Consider the following 17,852-nt stretch of genomic DNA (forward strand, 5'->3'; position numbering starts at 1 on the left):
CCGAGGGCGGGAGCGGCCATTAGAACCGCTGCGGCGTGGTAGGCTGTGACGCGCGTCCTAAGCCCAGCTCTACCCCTCTTCACCTTCAACCCATATGTCATCCTCCAGCAAGATACGCGCGGCATCGCCTTCCAGGTCTTCGTACTGACCACTGCGTAATGTCCACAGACAGGCGATCAGCCCTACTGCGCCGAGGCATACGGAAACGGGGATGAGGACAATCAGAATATTCATCGTCGCAGCGCATTCAGGACGACAAGGATGGAGGACGAAGACATGACCGCCGCCGCCATCAGCGGTGTGGCAAAGCCCATGACCGCGACCGGGATCGCCACGCAGTTATAGGCGGCGGCGAGGGCGAGGTTCTGCTTGATGCGGCTGCGCGCCCGACGTGCCAGGCTCAGAGCCTCTGCGACGGTGCCGAGAGTGCCCCCCAGAATGACACCGTCCGAGGCGACCCTTGCCGCGTCCAGCGCTGAACCGGGGGCGAGTGATGCATATGCGGCGGCAAGCGCTGCGGTGTCATTCAGCCCGTCACCCACCATCAGCACCCGCCTGCCCTGTTCGGACATGCCACGCACCAGATCGACTTTCTCGTGCGGCAAGACACCGGCATGTATCTGATCAATCCCAAGCTTTGCAGCAAGGGCGGCGGCGCGGGCCGATGTGTCTCCGGTAACCATCGCGACCTGCCACCCGCCGACGCGAAGCGCGGCGATCAACGCGGCGGTGCCGGGGCGCGGGGTCTCGGTCAGCGGGAGGGGGATGCACCGATCGGGCAGATGAAGCTCGGGCCCGTCCTCTCCGCGCACCAGCCCCACGGGCTCACCATTCCAAAGGGCGGTGACCCCCTTCCCTGCGACCTCGACCACGTCGCGCAAGTCGGCAGGAGCCTGCCCCGCAAGGGACGCCGCCAGCGCACGGGACGCGGGGTGGTTCGACGCTTGGGCCAAGCTCAAGGCAACTGACGCGGCGTCGGGATCAAGCGCGGGAAGAACAGCCACCCCTTCGGTCAGCGTGCCGGTTTTGTCAAAAACCACCGTGTCGATGTCAGCCAGCCGTTCCAGCGCCGTGGGCGATTTCAGCAGCACGCCCGCGCGGAACAGCCGCCCCGTCATTGCCGCCGTCACTGCCGGAATGGCAAGCGCCAAGGCGCAGGGGCAGGTAATGATCAACGTCGCGGTGGCCACCGCAATGGCGTGATGCAGATCCCCCGTCAGCGCCCACCAGACCGCGAAAGCCACCGCGGCCAAACCATGCACCACCGGCGCATAAAGCCGTGCGGCGCGGTCCGCGATCCCGCTGTAGCGGTGCTTGCCGGTCTCTGCGACCTCGACGAGGGCCGCCAAACGGCGCAGGGTGCTGTCTTCGGCGCGATGCGTGGCCCGCAGTGTCAGCGGTGCACCAAGGATCACTTCGCCCGCGCAGACCAGATCCCCTGCCGCCAAAGCGACGGGGTCCGCCTCTCCGGTCAGGGCAGAGCGGTCCACCATTGCGGCGGTTTCAGCTATGCCGTCCACAGGCGCACGGGCCCCTGCGGCCAGCGCGATCCGGTCGTCTGGCATCAGCACGGCGACATCCACGGTTTCGCGCCCTGTCGCGGTCAGTCGGGTGGCGCGCGGCAGCTCCAGCGCCGTCAGCTCTGCTGCGGCAGAACGCGCCGTCGCCCGCGCGCGGTGTTCAAGATACCGCCCCACCAGCAAGAAAAACGTCAAAGACAGCGCGGCATCAAACCACGTATGCGCCCCGCGGGCCGCAAAGGTTTCATAAAGCGATGTCGCAGCGGCCAGCAGGATCGCCAGCGCAATGGGGACATCCATGTTCATCCGCCCCGCCCGCAAGGCACCCCATGCCGAGGCAAAGAAAGGCACTGCAGAAAACGCGAGGGCGGGCAGTGCTATCGCGGCCGAGACCCAGTGGAACATCACCCGTGTCACATCTCCGGCCCCCGACCAGACCGCGACAGAGATCGCCATCACATTCATCATCGCAAAGCCCGCCACCGCAGCACGGGCCAGAAGGCGCCGCCCCGCGTCGTCATTGGCGGGGCGCAGGGCGGTCGCGTCCAGTTCATGCGCGTCAAAGCCTGCGTCGTTCAAGGCCTGAAGGGCGGTGCTGGCGTCACACCCGGGGGCGAGCACAAGGCGAACCCGCTTGGCGCTCAGGTTTACTCTGGCCGCTTTCACAGACGGCAGCTTGGCCAAAACCCCTTCGACCCCAGCAATACAGGCGGCACAGCGGATCTGCGGCAGCGCAAGGTAGACCGCCGCCTCGGTCTCGGCCACGCCCTTCTTCGCGGTGTCGACCGATGGGGCCAGCGCGATACAGCCCGGACAGGCAGCGACGGTCATCGCAGGCCCCGCAGCGGGATGCGGCGCCGAAAGAGCGTGCCGTCAGCGGCCCGCATCTCTATCCGGAGGTTCCAGTTGCCGGGGCCCGACGCGACGGGGGCGACCCATGCGGTGCCGTCCCAGCTGAATTCCGGCGTGATGTCATCCGCTACCGTTGTTGCGCGTCCCAATGTGGCAAAGATGATCTCGGGCCTTACCACGCTATTGCCCGCATCTGTCACAGAGAGCGTAAGCGTCGTGTCGGTCAGCTCCGTCCGCACGGTCCAGCCCAAAGCTTCCTGTGCGGCGCGGTCGGTGTCAAAGTTCTGCGAGGCAACATAGCTCGACTCGGTCTCTTTGCCTGGGAAAGTCCGCACCGCGTTGACCGCCAGCGCGAGGTTCACCGAGATGATGATCGAAAAGCCGCCGATAAACATCGCCAGCACGTGCCAGCCGGTTAGCGGGCGTTCAGTCTGTACTGCGCTCATCAGATCCTTCCTTTCCGTTGAAAATTGTATTGCCATAGGCCCGCTCGCCCGAGGTGACATCTTCGACCCAAAGGCGCAGATCACTGCGCTGCGCGCGGGCGGCGGGGGTCTGCGGAGGGGCGATCACATAGACGCGTTGCAACCGGCTGGTGTCAGCGGGCACGTTGACCACGGCGTTACTTGCGCCCTCTACCGCCAGTTCCAAGGAGCTGTCGGCCACCAGCGACACTCTGAAATCCCGCGCTTCGGTGTGTTTGTTGCGCAAGCGGATGTCATAGGCGTTGCGGATGGACCCGTCCGACAGGGTGACAAAGGTCGGGTTGCGCACTGGCGCGATGGTCATGTCGATCTCGGGCCGGATGAACAGCGCGACGACCAGCGCCACACCGATGGAGGCCCATGCCGTCGTGTACAGGATCGTGCGGGGTCGAAAGATATGCTGCCAAAGCGGCTTGGGCTGCCACGGGGGCAGCGACGCCCCCGCAACCTCACCGGCGGGGGCTTCGGCATACCCCGCGACTGCGGCGCTTTCTTGCGGGGCGGTTGGCGGTTCGTCATCCAGCGCGAGATAGTCAATCAACCCCCGTGGCCGCCCGATCTTGGCCATCACATCGTCACAAGCGTCGATGCAGAGGGCGCAGGTAATACACTCCATCTGCTGACCCTCGCGGATATCGATCCCCATCGGGCAGACGGCGACACAGGCGTTGCAGTCGATACAATCCCCCAGCACGTCGCCGCTGCGCGACTGGCGGTCTCCGGCGGAGTTTATGTCCAGCGCGGCACCATAGCGCGCCACGGCATCGCCTTTCCCAATCGCGGCGGCGGCGGCTTGCTGGCGTTTCACCCCACCCTTCCCGCGCGGCTCCCCCCGCCATTTGCGGTAGCCGACGGTCAGCGTGCCGGGGTCCATCATCGCGCCTTGGATGCGGGGCCAGGGGCACATGTAAATGCAGATCTGTTCGCGCATGAAGCCGCCAAAGATAAAGGTCGTGGCAGTGAGCACGGCGATGGTGGCATAGGCCACGGGGGCGGCTTGCAGGGTCACGAGGTCGCGCGCCAATGTGGGCGCATCGGCAAAGTAAAAGACCCAAGCCCCGCCCGTCGCCACCGCGATCAGCAGCCAGACCGCCCATTTCGCCCCCCGCAACCGCGCCTTGCGCAGGCTCCACGGCGCATTGTGCAGGCGGATGCGGGCGTTGCGGTCACCCTCGATCCAGCGCTCCACGGTCATGAAGAGGTCAGACCAGACGGTTTGCGGGCAGGCATAGCCACACCAGACCCGCCCCAAGGCAGAGGTAAACAGGAACAGCCCCAGCCCCGCCATGATCAGCAGCCCTGCGACGAAATAGAACTCATGCGGCCAGATCTCGATCCAGAAGAAATGGAAACGGCGGTTCGCAAGATCGACCAGAACCGCTTGATCCGGCAGGTTCGGCCCGCGGTCCCAACGGAGCCACGGGGTGACGTAATAGACCCCCAGCGTGAGGATCAGGATCACCCATTTCAGCCGGCGAAAGAACCCGTTGACCCGGCGGGGAAAGATCGGCTCGCGCGCGGCGAAAAGCGGGGGGGCGGCGTTGGACATGGGCGGGGGGCTCCGGGGTTACGTCTTGCGGCCTACACCCGTGGGGCGCAGGCCGCTTTGATCTGCATCAAACAACAGGTCTTGTCGTGCGGCGGCTCAGTCAGCAGGCGTATCTTGGGCGGTGTCCATCGCGGCCTCCCCCCCGCCCAGACCGTGCACGTAGGCCGTTACAGCGCGCACATCGGCTTCGCCCAAACGCGCCTGCCACGGCGGCATGACCCCCATGCGCGGCGTTTTCAGCTGTTGGATGATCGCCTCGTGACTGCCGCCGCGCAGCCAGATCGCATCGGCAAGGTTTGGCGCGCCGATCTCGCGATCCCCAAGGCCCGTTTCACCGTGGCACGCGCTGCAATTCGTGGCGAAGATATCCGCACCCGCTTGGGCCGCTGCCTCGTCATGCGCGAGCCCCGAAAGGCTGCGCACGAAATGGGCCGTGGCGTCCAGTTCCGCAGCGCCCAGCCAGTCAAAGGACGGCATCTGCGACACCCGCGCGTCGGCGTCATCCTCGTTGCGGATGCCGTGGCGCACGGTATAGGCGATCTCGGCCATCGTACCGCCCCAAAGCCAGTCATCGTCCAGAAGGTTCGGGTAGCCAGAGGCCACCACCCCCCCTGCCCCCGCGCCATGACATTGCGAACAATTCGCCGCAAAGACCGAACGCCCCGCCTGCACGGCGAAACGGTGCAGTTCTTCGTTGTCTTTCAGAACCCCCATATCGACGTTGATCAGGCTTTCCGTCAGATCGGCATTCGACAGATCGACACGCGCGATCTCGGCCGCGACCTCGCCACGGGTGGAATAGCCCAACAGCCCCGCCGTCGCCCCCGAAACCATCGGCCACGCGGGATAGAGGATGGTATAGATCACGCCCCAGACGATGGTGGCGTAGAATGTCCAAAGCCACCACCGCGGCAGGGGTGTGTTCAGCTCTTCGATGCCATCCCAGCTGTGGCCCGTGGTTTCGGTGCCGGTGGTGGGGTCGATCTTGCGGTTGTCGGTCATTGGTGGGCTCCGTCTTGGCGGGCTTGGTCGGGGTCGTCGTTGCGAAACGGCACATCCGCCGCGTCATCATGCAGCGCGCGCGATCCGGGGCGATAGGCCCAAGCAATGACCCCCAGAAAGATCAGCGTCAGGATCAGCAAGGCCCAACTGTCGGCCAGTTCACGCAGGAAGGAATAGGTGTCCATGGCGGGCTCCTCAGCGGGTGGCATCGGGCACAAAGGTCGAGAAATCGACCAACGTCCCGAGCATTTGCAGATAGGCGATCAGGGCATCCATCTCGCTGACACCGGGCTGCCCGTCAAAGTCGCGCACCTGCGCACCGGGGTAGCGGTCAAGCAGCGCGTCATAATCCCCCATCGGGTCAACCTGCATGCGGAAATCCCCGCTCGCGCTGGCGATCATCTCGTCGGTGTAGGGCACGCCAACCATGCGGTGGGTTGCCAGCAGATCGGTCACATCCTCGCTTTCCAGCTTGGCCTCCATCAGAAAGGCGTATTTCGGCATCACGCTTTCCGGCACGACCGACTGCGGGTCCATCAGGTGGTCCACATGCCACTCGTCCGAGTAGCGCCCACCGACCCGCGCCAGATCCGGCCCCGTGCGCTTGGAGCCCCACTGAAACGGGTGGTCATACATGGATTCGGCGGCGAGGCTGTAATGGCCGTAACGCTCCGTCTCGTCGCGCATGGGGCGGATCATCTGGCTGTGGCAGACATAGCAGCCCTCGCGCACGTAGATCTCGCGCCCCGCCAGTTCCAGCGGCGAATAGGGGCGCATGCCCTCGACCTTCTCGATCGTGTTCTCCAGCCAGAACAGCGGCGCGATTTCAATGATGCCGCCAATGCTCACCACCCCGAGAGAGGCGATCAGCAGCAGCGTCGCATTGCGTTCAAACCGCTGGTGAAAGGTGATCGTCTGCGTCTCGGGCGGCAGTTCGGTCGGGATTTTGCCCTTTTTCATCCCTTCGCTGGCGGTCACCACCTTGGGATCGTCAGCGGGGTCATAGTTGGGGCTTTGGGGGTTCTTGGCCATTGATATTACTCCGCTGGCAGGGCGACGGTGACGGGGCGGGCTTGCGGGGCGCGGATGGTCATCCACATGTTCCAGACCATCACCGCACCCCCCGCGAGGTAGAGCACCCCGCCCAGACCACGGACCACATACATCAGGAATTTGGCTTCGACGGTGTCGGCAAAGCTGTTGACAAGGAAGCCGTTGGCATCGACCTCGCGCCACATCAGCCCCTCCATAATGCCCGAAACCCACATCGACGCCGCGTAAAGAACGATGCCCACGGTCGCGAGCCAGAAGTGCAGGTTGATCGCCGGCAGCGAATGCATCTGCGCCCGCCCCCAAAGCCGTGGTGTCAGGAAATACAGCGCACCAAAGGTGATCAGCCCGTTCCAGCCAAGCGCACCGGAATGCACGTGCCCGATAGTCCAGTCGGTGTAGTGGCTAAGGCTGTTCACCGCGCGGATCGACATCATCGGCCCCTCGAAGGTGGACATCCCGTAGAAGGCGAGCGAGGCGACAAACATGCGGATGATCGGATCGGTGCGGATCTTGTCCCATGCGCCTTCGAGCGTCATCAGACCGTTGATCATGCCGCCCCAACTGGGCATCCACAGGATGATCGAGAACACCATCCCCAGCGTCGCCGCCCAATCGGGCAAGGCGGTGTAATGCAGGTGGTGCGGCCCGGCCCAGATGTAGAGAAAGATCAGCGCCCAGAAGTGGATGATCGACAGTTTGTAGCTATAGACCGGACGGCCCGCCTGTTTCGGCACAAAGTAGTACATCATGCCAAGAAAACCGGCGGTCAGGAAGAAGCCCACGGCGTTATGCCCGTACCACCACTGTGTCATCGCATCCTGCACACCCGCAAAGACCTGCACCGATTTGGAGCCCCAGATCGACACCGGAATGGCGAGGTTGTTGACCACATGCAGCATGGCCACGGTGATGATGAAGGCCAGAAAGAACCAGTTCGCCACATAGATATGCCGCTCGCGCCGGTTCAGGATCGTACCGAAGAACACGGCGAGGTAGGTCAGCCAGACGATGGTCAGCCAGATGTCGACATACCATTCCGGCTCGGCATATTCCTTCGATTGGGTCGCCCCCAGCAGATAGCCCGTCGCTGCCAGCACGATGAACAACTGATAGCCCCAGAAAACAAACCAAGCGGCGTTGCCGCCCCAAAGCCGTGCCGCCGACGTGCGTTGCACGATGTAAAAAGAAGAGGCGATCAGGGCATTGCCGCCGAAGGCGAAGATCACCGCGCTGGTGTGCAGCGGACGCAGACGGCCAAAGTTGGCATAGGGTTGCGCCCATTCGATATTCAGCGCGGGAAACGCGAGTTGAAAGGCGATGTATGTCCCCGCAAGGAACCCGACAACACCCCAGAACGCCGTGGCAATCACGCCATAGCGGATCGGCCCGTCCATATAGCCCTGCGGCGCAGGGGCGTGGGGCGCGGCGACATCCTCGACCGGCATATTGCGCAGTTGCCAGAAGAATAGGCCGGCGGCGATCACCATGATCAGCAGCGCATGGACCATATAGGCCGGATCCCGCGCCCAATCGGCCGCCAAAGCTGCGAAAAACACAATGAGCGCAAGCACGACCAACTTGAGCGTATCGAACATATCCCGAATCCCCTTTATTTCGGGACACGGTTCTCATGGCGGCAGGGGCGGCGCCTTGATCTAGATCAAATGCGGCACGGGCTTGGCAGGAATTCCAGGGGCAATCTATCGGCGGGTGCGCGCGCTCTGTCAGACCAGCCCCAGATCATTGCGCGAGATAATGGCACCCTTATGCCTGATCACCTGCCCCGCACATCTCTGCGCGGCCGATATGGCGTCTTCGGTCGGCAAGCCGCGCAGAAGGCACGCAATATAGGCGCCGTTAAAGGAATCTCCGGCGGCGGTTGTATCGATAATGTCCCTGACCGGGGCCACGGGGAAAGCCGTCAGTTGGCCGTCCTGCAGGTGGATCGTATCCGCAGGCCCGTTCTTGACCACAACATGCCCGGCCCCCAGATCGGCATAACGTTTCGCGCTGTCCTGCGGGGTCCGGTCACCAAAGGCCGTTGTTTCATCGTCGAAACTTGGCAGTACAAGATCGCTCAGCCCCGCGGCACGCGATATGACGTCAAGCATCCGGTCTTTATCCGCCCAGAGGTGAGGCCGGATATTCGGATCAAAGGCCAAAAGCCCGCCTTGCTTTTTATGCTCTACCAAACCGGCCAGCAGTGTCTCTAGATCGTCGGGCGGCAGGATCGCCAGCGTGATGCCCGAGAAATAGACCACATCCGCCCCTGCCACATCGCGCCAAAGCGGGCCGGGGTGGCGCACCATCATCTGCGCCGCCGATGTATCGCGCCAATAAGTAAAGCTGCGCTCTGCCCCGTTCAGCTGGATCGTATACAGACCGGGGCGCCGGTCGGCGATGCGTGGCGTGTCCGCGCAGCGGATCCCGCCCGACCGGATAAAGGCCAGCATCTGGTCCGACATAGGGTCCGTGCCAACAGCGGTGTGAAAGGCGACATCCGCATCATCGGCGGAATGCGCCCGCGCGTACCACAGGGCGTTGAACACATCGCCGGAAAATCGTTGCCGCCAAAGGTCGTCGCCCGCCGACGACAATTCGATCATACATTCGCCGATGCCAAGAAGTGAGGTCATTGCACCTGCCTTGCGTGTTTTGATCCGGTGTCTGAATGGTCCAGCGCGGCCAAGGCGCCTCTGAGCTCCGCCAATCCTTTGAGCCGCCCCAGATAGGAATAGCCCGGATTTGTTTTCTGCTGCTGTTCGAATGCCAGCAGGTGACCGTGATCCGGGCGCATGGGGATAGCGCGGGCGGGCTGCCCCTGTTCTGCCGCGCGCAACGCCGCGAGGACCGCAATCATATCGGTGCTCCCCCCAAGCGCTGCGGCTTCATGAAAGCTGCCATCCCCCTCGCGCTGCACATTGCGCAAATGGGCAAAGTGGATATGCGCGCCAAAGCGGCGGGCCATGTCCGGCAGATCATTATCCGCACGGGCCCCCAGTGATCCGGTGCACAACGTCAGCCCGTTCGCAGCGCTCGGCACCGCATCAAGAATAAACGCCAAATCCTGCGCGGTCGAAACGCAGCGCGGCAAACCGAAAAGCGGGAACGGCGGATCATCGGGATGGATGGCAAGCCGCGCCCCCAAGGCCTCTGCCTCTGGCACGACGACGCTCAGGAACGCGGCCAGATTGGCTTGAAGGTCGCGGTGCGACAGGGATGCGAAACTTTCGATGCCCGCCAGCAGATCCGCCCGCGTAAACCCTTTCGCGCTCCCGGGGAGCCCGGCGATGATATTCGCCTCTAACGCGGCGATCTCGGGCTTTGTCATATGCCCCCACCGCATCTGCGCCGCGGCCAGCAGATCGGGGGCGTGGTCGGCCTGGGCATTCGGGCGCGCAAGAATATGCACGTCGAACACCACGAAATCCACCATGTCAAAACGCAGGGCCTGCCCCTGCCCGTCGATCTCGAAGCGCAGATCGGTGCGGGTCCAGTCCAGCAGCGGCATGAAGTTGTAGCAGATCGTCTTGACGCCCGCGCGCGCCAGATTGCGCATCGTCTCGATCCATGCCGCGATCTCTGCCGTGGCACCGGCACCCTTCAGCTTGATCGCATCCGGCATCCAGATCGACTCGCATACATCCCAGCTCAGGCCCGCCTCCTCGATCCGCGCCTGAAGGGCGGTGATATCCCTTAGCGGCCAGACCTCGCCGGGGCCGTAGTCGTGCAAAGCGGTCACAATGCCCGACGCGCCGGCCTGCTTGATATGGGTAAGCGTGACCGGATCAGTGGGGCCAAACCAGCGCCATGTTTCTTTCATTGGGTATCCTTTTCAGTCAGAAGCCTGTGCCGTCAGGGTTATTGGAACGACATCGGCATCAGCGTGCGTGGCAACCACAAAGCGATCTGCGGGAAGAGAATGACCAGCAACAAGATCACCAGCATCGGGGCCAGAATGATGCAGACATCCCGCAGCACCTTGACCACATTCATCCCCCCGATCGACGCAGAGATCAGCAGGCACAAGCCATAGGGCGGCGTGACCAGACCAAAGGCCAGCGAGATGATCCCGATGATCGCAAAGGCCACCGGATCAATCCCCGCCGCCCGCGCTACGGGCAAAAGCACCGTACCCAGAATGATAATGGTCGGGATGGCATCGATGAACAGACCGAAAAACAGGAACAGCGCCGCGATGATCAGCGACGTGCCAATAACGCCAAGCTCATGCGCGGTCAGCACGTCCACGATCAAACGCGGCACGTTGTAGAACGCCAGCATCCAGCCAAAAGCCGAAGCCGTCCCGATCGCAAAAAGCGAGATCGACGCAAAACGGCCCGTGTCATAGAAGATGCCGCCAAGATCTCGCACCGACACGGTACGATAGACGAAAACCCCAAGGATCAACGCATAGCCCGCCGCGATGATCGCGCTTTCGGTTGGGGTCACAATGCCCCCCACGATGCCGCCGATCACCAGAACCGGGGTCAGCATCGCCAGAGCCGCGCCTTTGAACGCCGACCAGAACTGCGCGAATGTGGGCCGCAGGGTGACGGGGTAGTCGTATTTCTTGGCATAGCCATAGACCGTCGCCATCAGGGCAAAACCGATCAGCAAGCCGGGAATGGCCCCCGCCAGAAACAGCGCGCCGACCGAAATCTGCATGACCCCGCCCCAGACCACCATGAGGATACTGGGCGGAATGATCACCCCCATCACGGACGAACAGGCCGTGATCGCGATGGCAAAACGGGTGTCATAGCCTTCTTTGACCATCGCGGGGATCAGGATCTTGCCGCAGCCCGCCGCATCTGCCGTGGACGACCCCGAGATACCGGCAAACAGCATCGACACGGCGACATTCACATGCCCCAACCCTCCGGGCATCCAGCCGGTCAGCACGCGGGCAAAATCAATCAGCTTTTGCGTGATCAACCCCGAATTCATCAGGTTCGCCGCCAACAGAAAGAACGGCACGGCAAGCAGGATGAAGGAATTATACGACTGGAACATCCGGTCGATGACGATGAAGGGCGTCAGCCGGATATCCAGCATCACAATCGGGATTGTCGCGATCCCCAAGGCAAAGGCGACCGGCACCCGCAACGCCACCAGCAGGATGAAACCGCCCACAAGAATAAGACAGGCAAGGCCCGTTGAAACGATCATGATACGGCCCGCCCCTCTGTGCGGTAGACCGCAAATGCTTGATACAAACGGTAAAGGGCAAAGACCGCCCAAAGCACACCGGCGATCGGGACAGAGATATGCGTGAACATCAGATTTGCACGCATCATGACCGACGTCTGGTTGCCCCCGAATTTGGCGTAATCAATGCCGTACCATGCAAACAACAGCGCAAACCCCGCGACCAGCCCAAGCACTAGCGCTTGCTGCAAGAACGCCAGCAGCGGATGTTTGGCGCCGGGGATGACCTGAACGTCGAAATGCGTCCCCTCCCACACCGCCAGGGCAGACCCGAGCATCACCACCCATACAAAGATGAACGTGGCCAGCTCTTCGGTCCATAGGTAGACAGGGATCACCCCGGTGTAGCGCGCAATGACCTGCAGGCCGACGGGGATCGCCAGTGAAAACATCAGCACCCCCACAACGAAGCGGAGCAAGGATGCGAGCAGTTCCAGACCACGCAGGATCATGTGCTTACCGATCAACTTGAGTGAAATAAAATCCCCCTCGGGTCACAAGAACCCAAGGGGGGCATCCGCAGGGATTACTTGGCGCGGACCGCTTCAAGCAGGTCCGATGCGCCGATCTCGGCGGCATAGGCATCCTGCACCGGCTTGACCATTTCCAGCATCTTGTCGCGGTTTTCGAATTCGGACACGGTCAGCTGACCCGCATCGACCATCTCTTGCAGCTTTACGCCGTCCTCGCGCGATTCCAGCTCGCGGCCATAGGCCCCTGCCTCTTCGCCCGCTTCAAGCACGACGGCCTGCAGGTCTGCGGGCAGGCTGTTGAAGGTCTTGCCGCTCATCACGATGGGGCGCACGGTGATCGAATGGCGCGTCAACGTCAGGTTCGGGGCCACCTCGTAGAACTTGAGGTTCTGAATGCTCGCGGCCTCGTTCTCGAACCCTGCGATGACGCCGGTCTGGATGGCGTTGTAGACCTCGTTATAGGCAATCGCCGACGGGGCCGCCGTCAACGCCTGGAAGATCTGCGCCTGGATCGGCGCGCCCATGACCCGCATCTTGTGGCCCTTCAGATCATCAAAGGTCACGACAGGTTGTTTGGACAGCAGATTGCGCGTGCCCCCGCCGGTGTAGCCCACGATCTTGATATCGGCTTTCTCCAGCAGCTCGTCCTCCAGCGGCGCAAGCACATCGCTGGACAGGACCGCATTCCAGTGATCCAGATCGCGGAACAGGAACGGCATGTCCATCAGCGGAATGGACGGGGCGAACTTGGCCATATTGGACGGCGCAAGGATCGTATAGTCAATCGCCACACCCTGGTTCAGGAAGGTGACGTAATCGCTTTCGACGCCAAGCTCCCCGTTCAGACGTAAGTCAAACGTCACATCGCCGTCATATTTCTCGTCGACCAGTTCCTCGAATTTACGCAGGGTTTTGGTAAAGGCATGTTCCTCGTCGAACATGCTGGCCCCCCGCAGAACCGTCTCGGCCTGCGCGGTCGCGGTAAAGAGCGTCGCAGCAACGGCGGCACCCGAAACAAGCTGTGCTGTCTTGGTAAAAAATGACATGGTAGTCCTCCCTGATTGTTGCCTGACCAGATACGTGCCTGACCAGATTCTCCCTGACGTGAAATATGTCGTTAGTATTTGTAATGCGTCAAGTTTATTTGTAATTATTTGTATATCTCAAGTTTATCAGCGGCTTACCCCCCCCAAGCGCCGCTGCCCCGCACAGGGTCAAACGACCGGCAGCAGCTCTACAGGCAGGTCTTGGTAGCAGACCGGGCGCAGGAAACGGCGGATCGCCAGCGTCCCGACCGAGGTCGCGCCAAAGTTGGTCGACGCGGGATAGGGCCCGCCGTGGACCATCGCGCCGCTGACCTCGACGCCCGTGGGAAAGCCGTTGGCCAATATCCGCCCCGCCTTGCGCTCTAGCACCGGCATCAAGGCCTTGGCGGCAGCAGTATCGCCTGCGTCCATTTGCAACGTGCAGGTCAGCTGCCCGTCCAGCCCTTTGGCAACCGCGGCCATCTCATCCGCATCGGCCACACGCACAATAATGCCAAGCGGCCCGAAGACCTCATGCGCCAGCGCGTCGCTGTTCAGCCAATCGGTGCCAGAGACCTCGAAGACAGCGGGGCTGACGCGACGCGCCTCGCCCCGCTCCGAAGAGACGAGCGCGCGCGTACACCCCGCGCGCGCGATACGATCACGCCCGTCGAAATAGGCATCGGCGATCCCCGTCGTCAGCGTTGTTTGGGCAGGGCTTTCGTGCAACGCGGCGACAGCCGCGTCGCGGAAGGCGTCGGCACCGGGGCCGTCGGTGACTACCACCACGCCCGGGTTCGTGCAGAACTGCCCTGCCCCCATCGTCAACGACACGGCCCACCCCGCCCCGATCTCTGCGCCACGGGCAGAGGCTGCGGCGGGCAGGACAAAGACCGGATTGATCGACCCCAGCTCGCCAAAAAACGGAATGGGTTCGGGCCGCTGCGCGCATAGATCAAACAGCGCGCGTCCGCCGCGCAGTGATCCGGTAAAGCCGACGGCCTTGATCAACGGATGCTGCACCAGCGCCTGTCCGACCTCTAGCCCGCCTCCTTGGATCAACGAGAATACTCCCGCGGGCATATCACAAGCTGTAATGGCGGCGGCAATCGCTGCGGCCACGACCTCTGCCGTGCCGGGATGCGCGTGGTGCCCCCTGACAACCACCGGACAGCCCGCCGCCAAAGCCGACGCCGTATCCCCGCCTGCCGTCGAGAAAGCGAGCGGGAAGTTCGACGCCCCGAAGACCGCAACAGGGCCAATCGGGCGCTGGATCATCCGCAAATCGGATCGCGGCAAAGGCGTGCGATCCGGCAAGGCCGCATCATGGCGCGCGTCCAGAAAGCTGCCTTCAAGGATATGCGTCGCGAACATGCGCAGCTGACCGGATGTGCGCCCTGTTTCACCGCGCAAACGCGCGTCTGGCAGGCCGGTTTCCTGGGTGCCGATCAGGGCCAATGTGTCGATACGGGCGTCAACCTCGTCCGCGATCGCATTCAGGAAGGCCGCGCGATCCTGCGCTGTGGTGGCGCTGTAGGCGTCAAACGCATCCTCGGCAGCCTGCGCGGCGCGGTCTACAAGATCAACGGTGCCGGCGGCGAAAATCCGTGGCTCCCCTTCGGCGGGGTCGGATGAAAATTGTTCTGCCGCGCCGGTCCATTCGCCTGCGATCAGGTGTTTGCCCATCAGTTCCATGCTGCGCTTCCTTTAGCTTCTGTCAAAAATCCGGCGGCCACGTGCATCCGCAGCCGCCGGTCGTGTCGTTGTCAGGAAAACAGCATGCCGCCGTTGATATCGACGTTGGCACCTGTGATGAACGCCGCATCATCCGAGGCAAGGAACACCGCCAGCTTGGCCACATCTTCCGAAGTCCCCTCGCGTTTCACGGGCGAGACATTGGCCACATGGGTGCGCACTTCGGGTTTGGTAAAGATGTTGTGGAAATCGGTATCGATCATCCCCGGACAAAGCGAATTCACGCGGATTTTCGGACCCAGCTCTTTCGCCAGACCCCGCGTCAGCGTCATCAGCGCCCCCTTGGATGCGCCGTAAGCCGAGGCACCGGGCCCGCCGCCATCGCGACCGGCCTGCGACGCGAGCCCGACAATCGACGACCCTTCGGTCATATGGGGCAGACATTCACGCACCATCAGCACAAAGGATGTCAGGTTCACGTCCATGACCGACTGCCAGTGATCCAGCGTCATCTCCGACATGGTGACCCGCGCGATCAGCCCGCCGGTGACGTGGACCAGCGTATCGACCTGTCCGAATTCCTTGACGGTCTTTTCTACCAACGCGGCAACATCGGCCTCTTTGGTCATATCGCCCTGCAGCGCGAAGGCATTGCCGCCCGCCGCCTTGATTTCGGCGACGGCGCTGTCGGCCCCTTCAGAGCTTGCCATATAGTTGATCGCCACATTCGCGCCCCGCGCCGCGAGCTCAAGCACGCAGGCGCGGCCGATATCGCGGCCACCGCCGGTTACAATTGCGGTTTTCCCTTTGAGGTCCATGATCGTCTCCTGAATATAAAATTCTGCGGAGGAACCTGACCGAGCAGTGCTCTCCGCGTCTCCCTTCGATGCACAATGGGGTTCAAGGGCGGCGATGCACGCCCAACAACTGCATTATCCGTCCCCTTGCTTAGGGCAAACCTAGGGGCGCGACAATACAAATTATTACAAATATGGAGATTGGTAAGTCGAGAAGGTTTTTGACCCCAGCGGAAAAGTCCGAAAAACAGTAGAATATCCGTCGTATCAGGCACAAAACTCGATGAAAATCGCTGCGGTCTACGGCAAGCCTCTCACCCAAATCTGTTGACAACATCCAATAATAGTTACAAATTATTACATCTGATTAAAGCCGGGGGGAGGCATACCAATGGACACCACAGAAGACGCATCACAGGGTTGGATGACCTCGGGCCCCGGCGCGCAGCGGCGCATCTTGTGTCAGGACAAAGCGCTGATGATGGTAGAGTTCACGTTCGAAAAGGACGGCGTCGGCGTGCCCCATTCGCATCCCCATGTGCAGACGACATTCGTGTCTTCCGGCCAGTTCGAATTCACCGTTGGGGGCGACACGCAGATCCTGAACCCCGGCGATGCGTTGATCATCCCGTCGAACGTCGAACATTCCTGCCTGTGCTTGCAGGCGGGGAAACTGCTCGACAGTTTTGCACCGCGGCGGGATGATTTCATGGCGGCCCACGGGCTACCGCTAGAGTAAGCGGTTAGCCTTCGAACACACGGTTCTTTGCATTCTCGACATGGGCGCGCATGGCGGCGCGGGCTTCGGCCTGATCCCGCGCGATGATCGCGGCGAGGATGCGGCGGTGTTCTTGCTGGACAAGCTCCATCCGCTCGCGCGGTTTGCTGAGCGACAGGTTCCGCGTCAGGTTGAGGCCGGTCAGGATGTTCGACTTCATCGAGGTGCGCGCAGTTGCGAAATACTGGTTGCCGGACGCCTCGCAGATCGCCTGATGAAAGGCCTCGTCTGCTTCGACGCCCAACTCCCCTTCGCGAATGCAGCGGTCCAGCTCCTTGAAATGCGCGCGCAGCTTGGCCAAATCCGCTTCTGTGTGGCGCACGGCGGCGAGGTACGCCGCCTCCCCCTCGATCGCGGCGCGGAATTCGAAGGTGCGCTGGATATCGGCGATGGACCCCACGGGCGCAAAGGTCAGCACCGCCGTATCGGGGCGGCGCTGCACGAATGACCCTGACCCCTGCCGCGACACGACCACGCCGTCTTCGCGCAGCTGCTTGAGCGCCTGACGCAGCACCGGCCGGGACACCTCCAGCATCTCGCTCATGGCGTGTTCCGTCGGCAGCTTATCCCCGACGGCAGTCTCCCCGCTGGAAATCATCGCGAGGATTTTCTCGTAAGCGTGATCCGCGAGCGTGCGTTCCTTGGCGGGCTTGCCCATGGCGGAACGGCTCGCATCTGCGCCTGCTACCGGTTGTTTTGTTCCCGCCATGCTTTGAATTCGTCCTTCGTTGCCGGATCTGTCGGTGGGTAAAGCCCAAAAATCGAAGCACCATTTTGCACCATTTCCAGAACGAAGTCTTCGAAAACGGTCATCTCTTCGGTTTCTGACGCTATTTCTGCCACCAGATGCTTGGGGATGCAAACGACGCCTTCATTGTCGCCCACGATAATATCACCCGGAAAGACGGAAACACCGCCACATGCGATAGGATCATTGATCGCGACGGCGTGGTGTTTGGTCAGGTTTGTCGGCGCACTGGGGCGGGTGTGATAGGCGGGCATCTCGAGCGCCGAAATCTCGGGCGTGTCGCGGAACCCCCCGTCGGTGACGATCCCCTTGCAGCCGCGCTTCATCAATCGGGTGGCCAGAATACACCCCGCCGACGCCGCCGTTGAATCGCGCCGCGAGTCGATCATGAAGACGGACCCGGGGGGGCATTCCTCTACGCCCTTGCGCTGCGGGTTGGCACGATCCGCAAAAGACTCTAGCCCGTCCAAATCCTCGCGCGCGGGAATATAGCGCAGGGTGTAGGCCGGCCCGACCATATTCGGCCCGGGGTTCATACGGTACGGCCCCTGAATAAAGACGTTACGAAAGCCGCGCTTGAACAATGCGGTGGTCAGCGTTGCCGTGCTGACATGCATGAGCTTTTCAAGGAGTTCTGGCGTCGGTTCAGTCATGGTGAAAACTT

At 62.3% G+C, this 17,852-nt stretch carries 18 protein-coding genes; 1 reads left to right on the forward strand and 17 read right to left on the reverse strand.

The annotated features are described in order from the left end of the window. Nucleotides 1–69 precede the first annotated feature (69 nt). The 15 genes from ccoS to C1J04_RS17420 all read right to left on the reverse strand — a co-directional run bounded on the left by ccoS (nucleotide 70) and on the right by C1J04_RS17420 (nucleotide 15,683). Nucleotides 70–234 carry a cbb3-type cytochrome oxidase assembly protein CcoS gene (gene ccoS / locus C1J04_RS17350; RefSeq protein ID WP_009824405.1) on the reverse strand — a complete coding sequence of 55 codons (165 nt, stop codon included), beginning with the start codon at nucleotides 232–234 and terminating at the stop codon, nucleotides 70–72. Beyond that, the gene (locus tag C1J04_RS17355; RefSeq protein ID WP_009824404.1) at nucleotides 231–2,351 is read right to left on the reverse strand and encodes a heavy metal translocating P-type ATPase; all 2,121 of its coding nucleotides are present in this window, start codon (nucleotides 2,349–2,351) and stop codon (nucleotides 231–233) included. The genes ccoS and C1J04_RS17355 overlap by 4 nt, the downstream gene beginning before the upstream one ends. Continuing rightward, nucleotides 2,348–2,818, reverse strand: a complete 471-nt coding sequence (locus C1J04_RS17360; RefSeq protein ID WP_009824403.1) for a FixH family protein — start codon at nucleotides 2,816–2,818, stop codon at nucleotides 2,348–2,350. Before C1J04_RS17360 ends, C1J04_RS17355 begins: the two co-directional genes overlap by 4 nt. After that, complete coding sequence (ccoG, locus tag C1J04_RS17365; protein ID WP_009824402.1) at nucleotides 2,799–4,406, reverse strand: cytochrome c oxidase accessory protein CcoG; 1,608 nt, start codon at nucleotides 4,404–4,406, stop codon at nucleotides 2,799–2,801. The genes C1J04_RS17360 and ccoG overlap by 20 nt, the downstream gene beginning before the upstream one ends. A 96-nt stretch (nucleotides 4,407–4,502) precedes the next feature. After that, on the reverse strand, nucleotides 4,503–5,408 hold the full coding sequence (gene ccoP / locus C1J04_RS17370; RefSeq protein ID WP_009824401.1) for a cytochrome-c oxidase, cbb3-type subunit III: 906 nt from the start codon (nucleotides 5,406–5,408) through the stop codon (nucleotides 4,503–4,505). Continuing rightward, nucleotides 5,405–5,593 (reverse strand): CcoQ/FixQ family Cbb3-type cytochrome c oxidase assembly chaperone, encoded by a 189-nt coding sequence (locus C1J04_RS17375; RefSeq protein WP_009824400.1) that lies wholly within the window; start codon nucleotides 5,591–5,593, stop codon nucleotides 5,405–5,407. The genes ccoP and C1J04_RS17375 overlap by 4 nt, the downstream gene beginning before the upstream one ends. A gap of 10 nt (nucleotides 5,594–5,603) precedes the next feature. Further along, complete coding sequence (gene ccoO / locus C1J04_RS17380) at nucleotides 5,604–6,440, reverse strand: cytochrome-c oxidase, cbb3-type subunit II (protein ID WP_009824399.1); 837 nt, start codon at nucleotides 6,438–6,440, stop codon at nucleotides 5,604–5,606. Nucleotides 6,441–6,445: 5 nt separating this feature from the next. Next, on the reverse strand, nucleotides 6,446–8,056 hold the full coding sequence (gene ccoN, locus C1J04_RS17385; RefSeq protein ID WP_114865673.1) for a cytochrome-c oxidase, cbb3-type subunit I: 1,611 nt from the start codon (nucleotides 8,054–8,056) through the stop codon (nucleotides 6,446–6,448). 129 nt (nucleotides 8,057–8,185) lie between these two features. Beyond that, nucleotides 8,186–9,097 carry a sugar kinase gene (locus tag C1J04_RS17390; RefSeq protein ID WP_009824397.1) on the reverse strand — a complete coding sequence of 304 codons (912 nt, stop codon included), beginning with the start codon at nucleotides 9,095–9,097 and terminating at the stop codon, nucleotides 8,186–8,188. After that, complete coding sequence (gene uxuA / locus C1J04_RS17395; RefSeq protein WP_009824396.1) at nucleotides 9,094–10,284, reverse strand: mannonate dehydratase; 1,191 nt, start codon at nucleotides 10,282–10,284, stop codon at nucleotides 9,094–9,096. Before uxuA ends, C1J04_RS17390 begins: the two co-directional genes overlap by 4 nt. 38 nt (nucleotides 10,285–10,322) lie before the next feature. Continuing rightward, nucleotides 10,323–11,633 (reverse strand): TRAP transporter large permease, encoded by a 1,311-nt coding sequence (locus C1J04_RS17400; protein ID WP_009824395.1) that lies wholly within the window; start codon nucleotides 11,631–11,633, stop codon nucleotides 10,323–10,325. After that, the gene (locus C1J04_RS17405; RefSeq protein ID WP_005848940.1) at nucleotides 11,630–12,124 is read right to left on the reverse strand and encodes a TRAP transporter small permease; all 495 of its coding nucleotides are present in this window, start codon (nucleotides 12,122–12,124) and stop codon (nucleotides 11,630–11,632) included. Before C1J04_RS17405 ends, C1J04_RS17400 begins: the two co-directional genes overlap by 4 nt. Before the next feature lie 74 nt (nucleotides 12,125–12,198). Further along, the gene (locus C1J04_RS17410; protein ID WP_009824394.1) at nucleotides 12,199–13,191 is read right to left on the reverse strand and encodes a TRAP transporter substrate-binding protein; all 993 of its coding nucleotides are present in this window, start codon (nucleotides 13,189–13,191) and stop codon (nucleotides 12,199–12,201) included. A gap of 168 nt (nucleotides 13,192–13,359) precedes the next feature. Beyond that, complete coding sequence (locus tag C1J04_RS17415) at nucleotides 13,360–14,865, reverse strand: aldehyde dehydrogenase (NADP(+)) (protein WP_009824393.1); 1,506 nt, start codon at nucleotides 14,863–14,865, stop codon at nucleotides 13,360–13,362. 71 nt (nucleotides 14,866–14,936) lie between these two features. Then, nucleotides 14,937–15,683, reverse strand: coding sequence for an SDR family NAD(P)-dependent oxidoreductase (locus C1J04_RS17420; protein WP_009824392.1), 747 nt, complete (start codon nucleotides 15,681–15,683; stop codon nucleotides 14,937–14,939). Between the two features lie 370 nt (nucleotides 15,684–16,053). Between C1J04_RS17420 and C1J04_RS17425 the strand changes: the two genes are divergently transcribed. After that, nucleotides 16,054–16,401 (forward strand): cupin domain-containing protein, encoded by a 348-nt coding sequence (locus tag C1J04_RS17425; protein ID WP_009824391.1) that lies wholly within the window; start codon nucleotides 16,054–16,056, stop codon nucleotides 16,399–16,401. Between the two features lie 4 nt (nucleotides 16,402–16,405). Here the strand turns inward: C1J04_RS17425 and C1J04_RS17430 are convergent, their stop codons facing one another. Beyond that, nucleotides 16,406–17,149 carry a FadR/GntR family transcriptional regulator gene (locus C1J04_RS17430; RefSeq protein ID WP_009824390.1) on the reverse strand — a complete coding sequence of 248 codons (744 nt, stop codon included), beginning with the start codon at nucleotides 17,147–17,149 and terminating at the stop codon, nucleotides 16,406–16,408. Beyond that, nucleotides 17,125–17,841, reverse strand: a complete 717-nt coding sequence (locus C1J04_RS17435) for a ribonuclease activity regulator RraA (protein ID WP_005848951.1) — start codon at nucleotides 17,839–17,841, stop codon at nucleotides 17,125–17,127. Before C1J04_RS17435 ends, C1J04_RS17430 begins: the two co-directional genes overlap by 25 nt. Nucleotides 17,842–17,852 lie beyond the last annotated feature (11 nt).

This window comes from Sulfitobacter sp. SK025 (genome assembly GCF_003352105.1).
Lineage (GTDB): Bacteria > Pseudomonadota > Alphaproteobacteria > Rhodobacterales > Rhodobacteraceae > Sulfitobacter > Sulfitobacter pontiacus.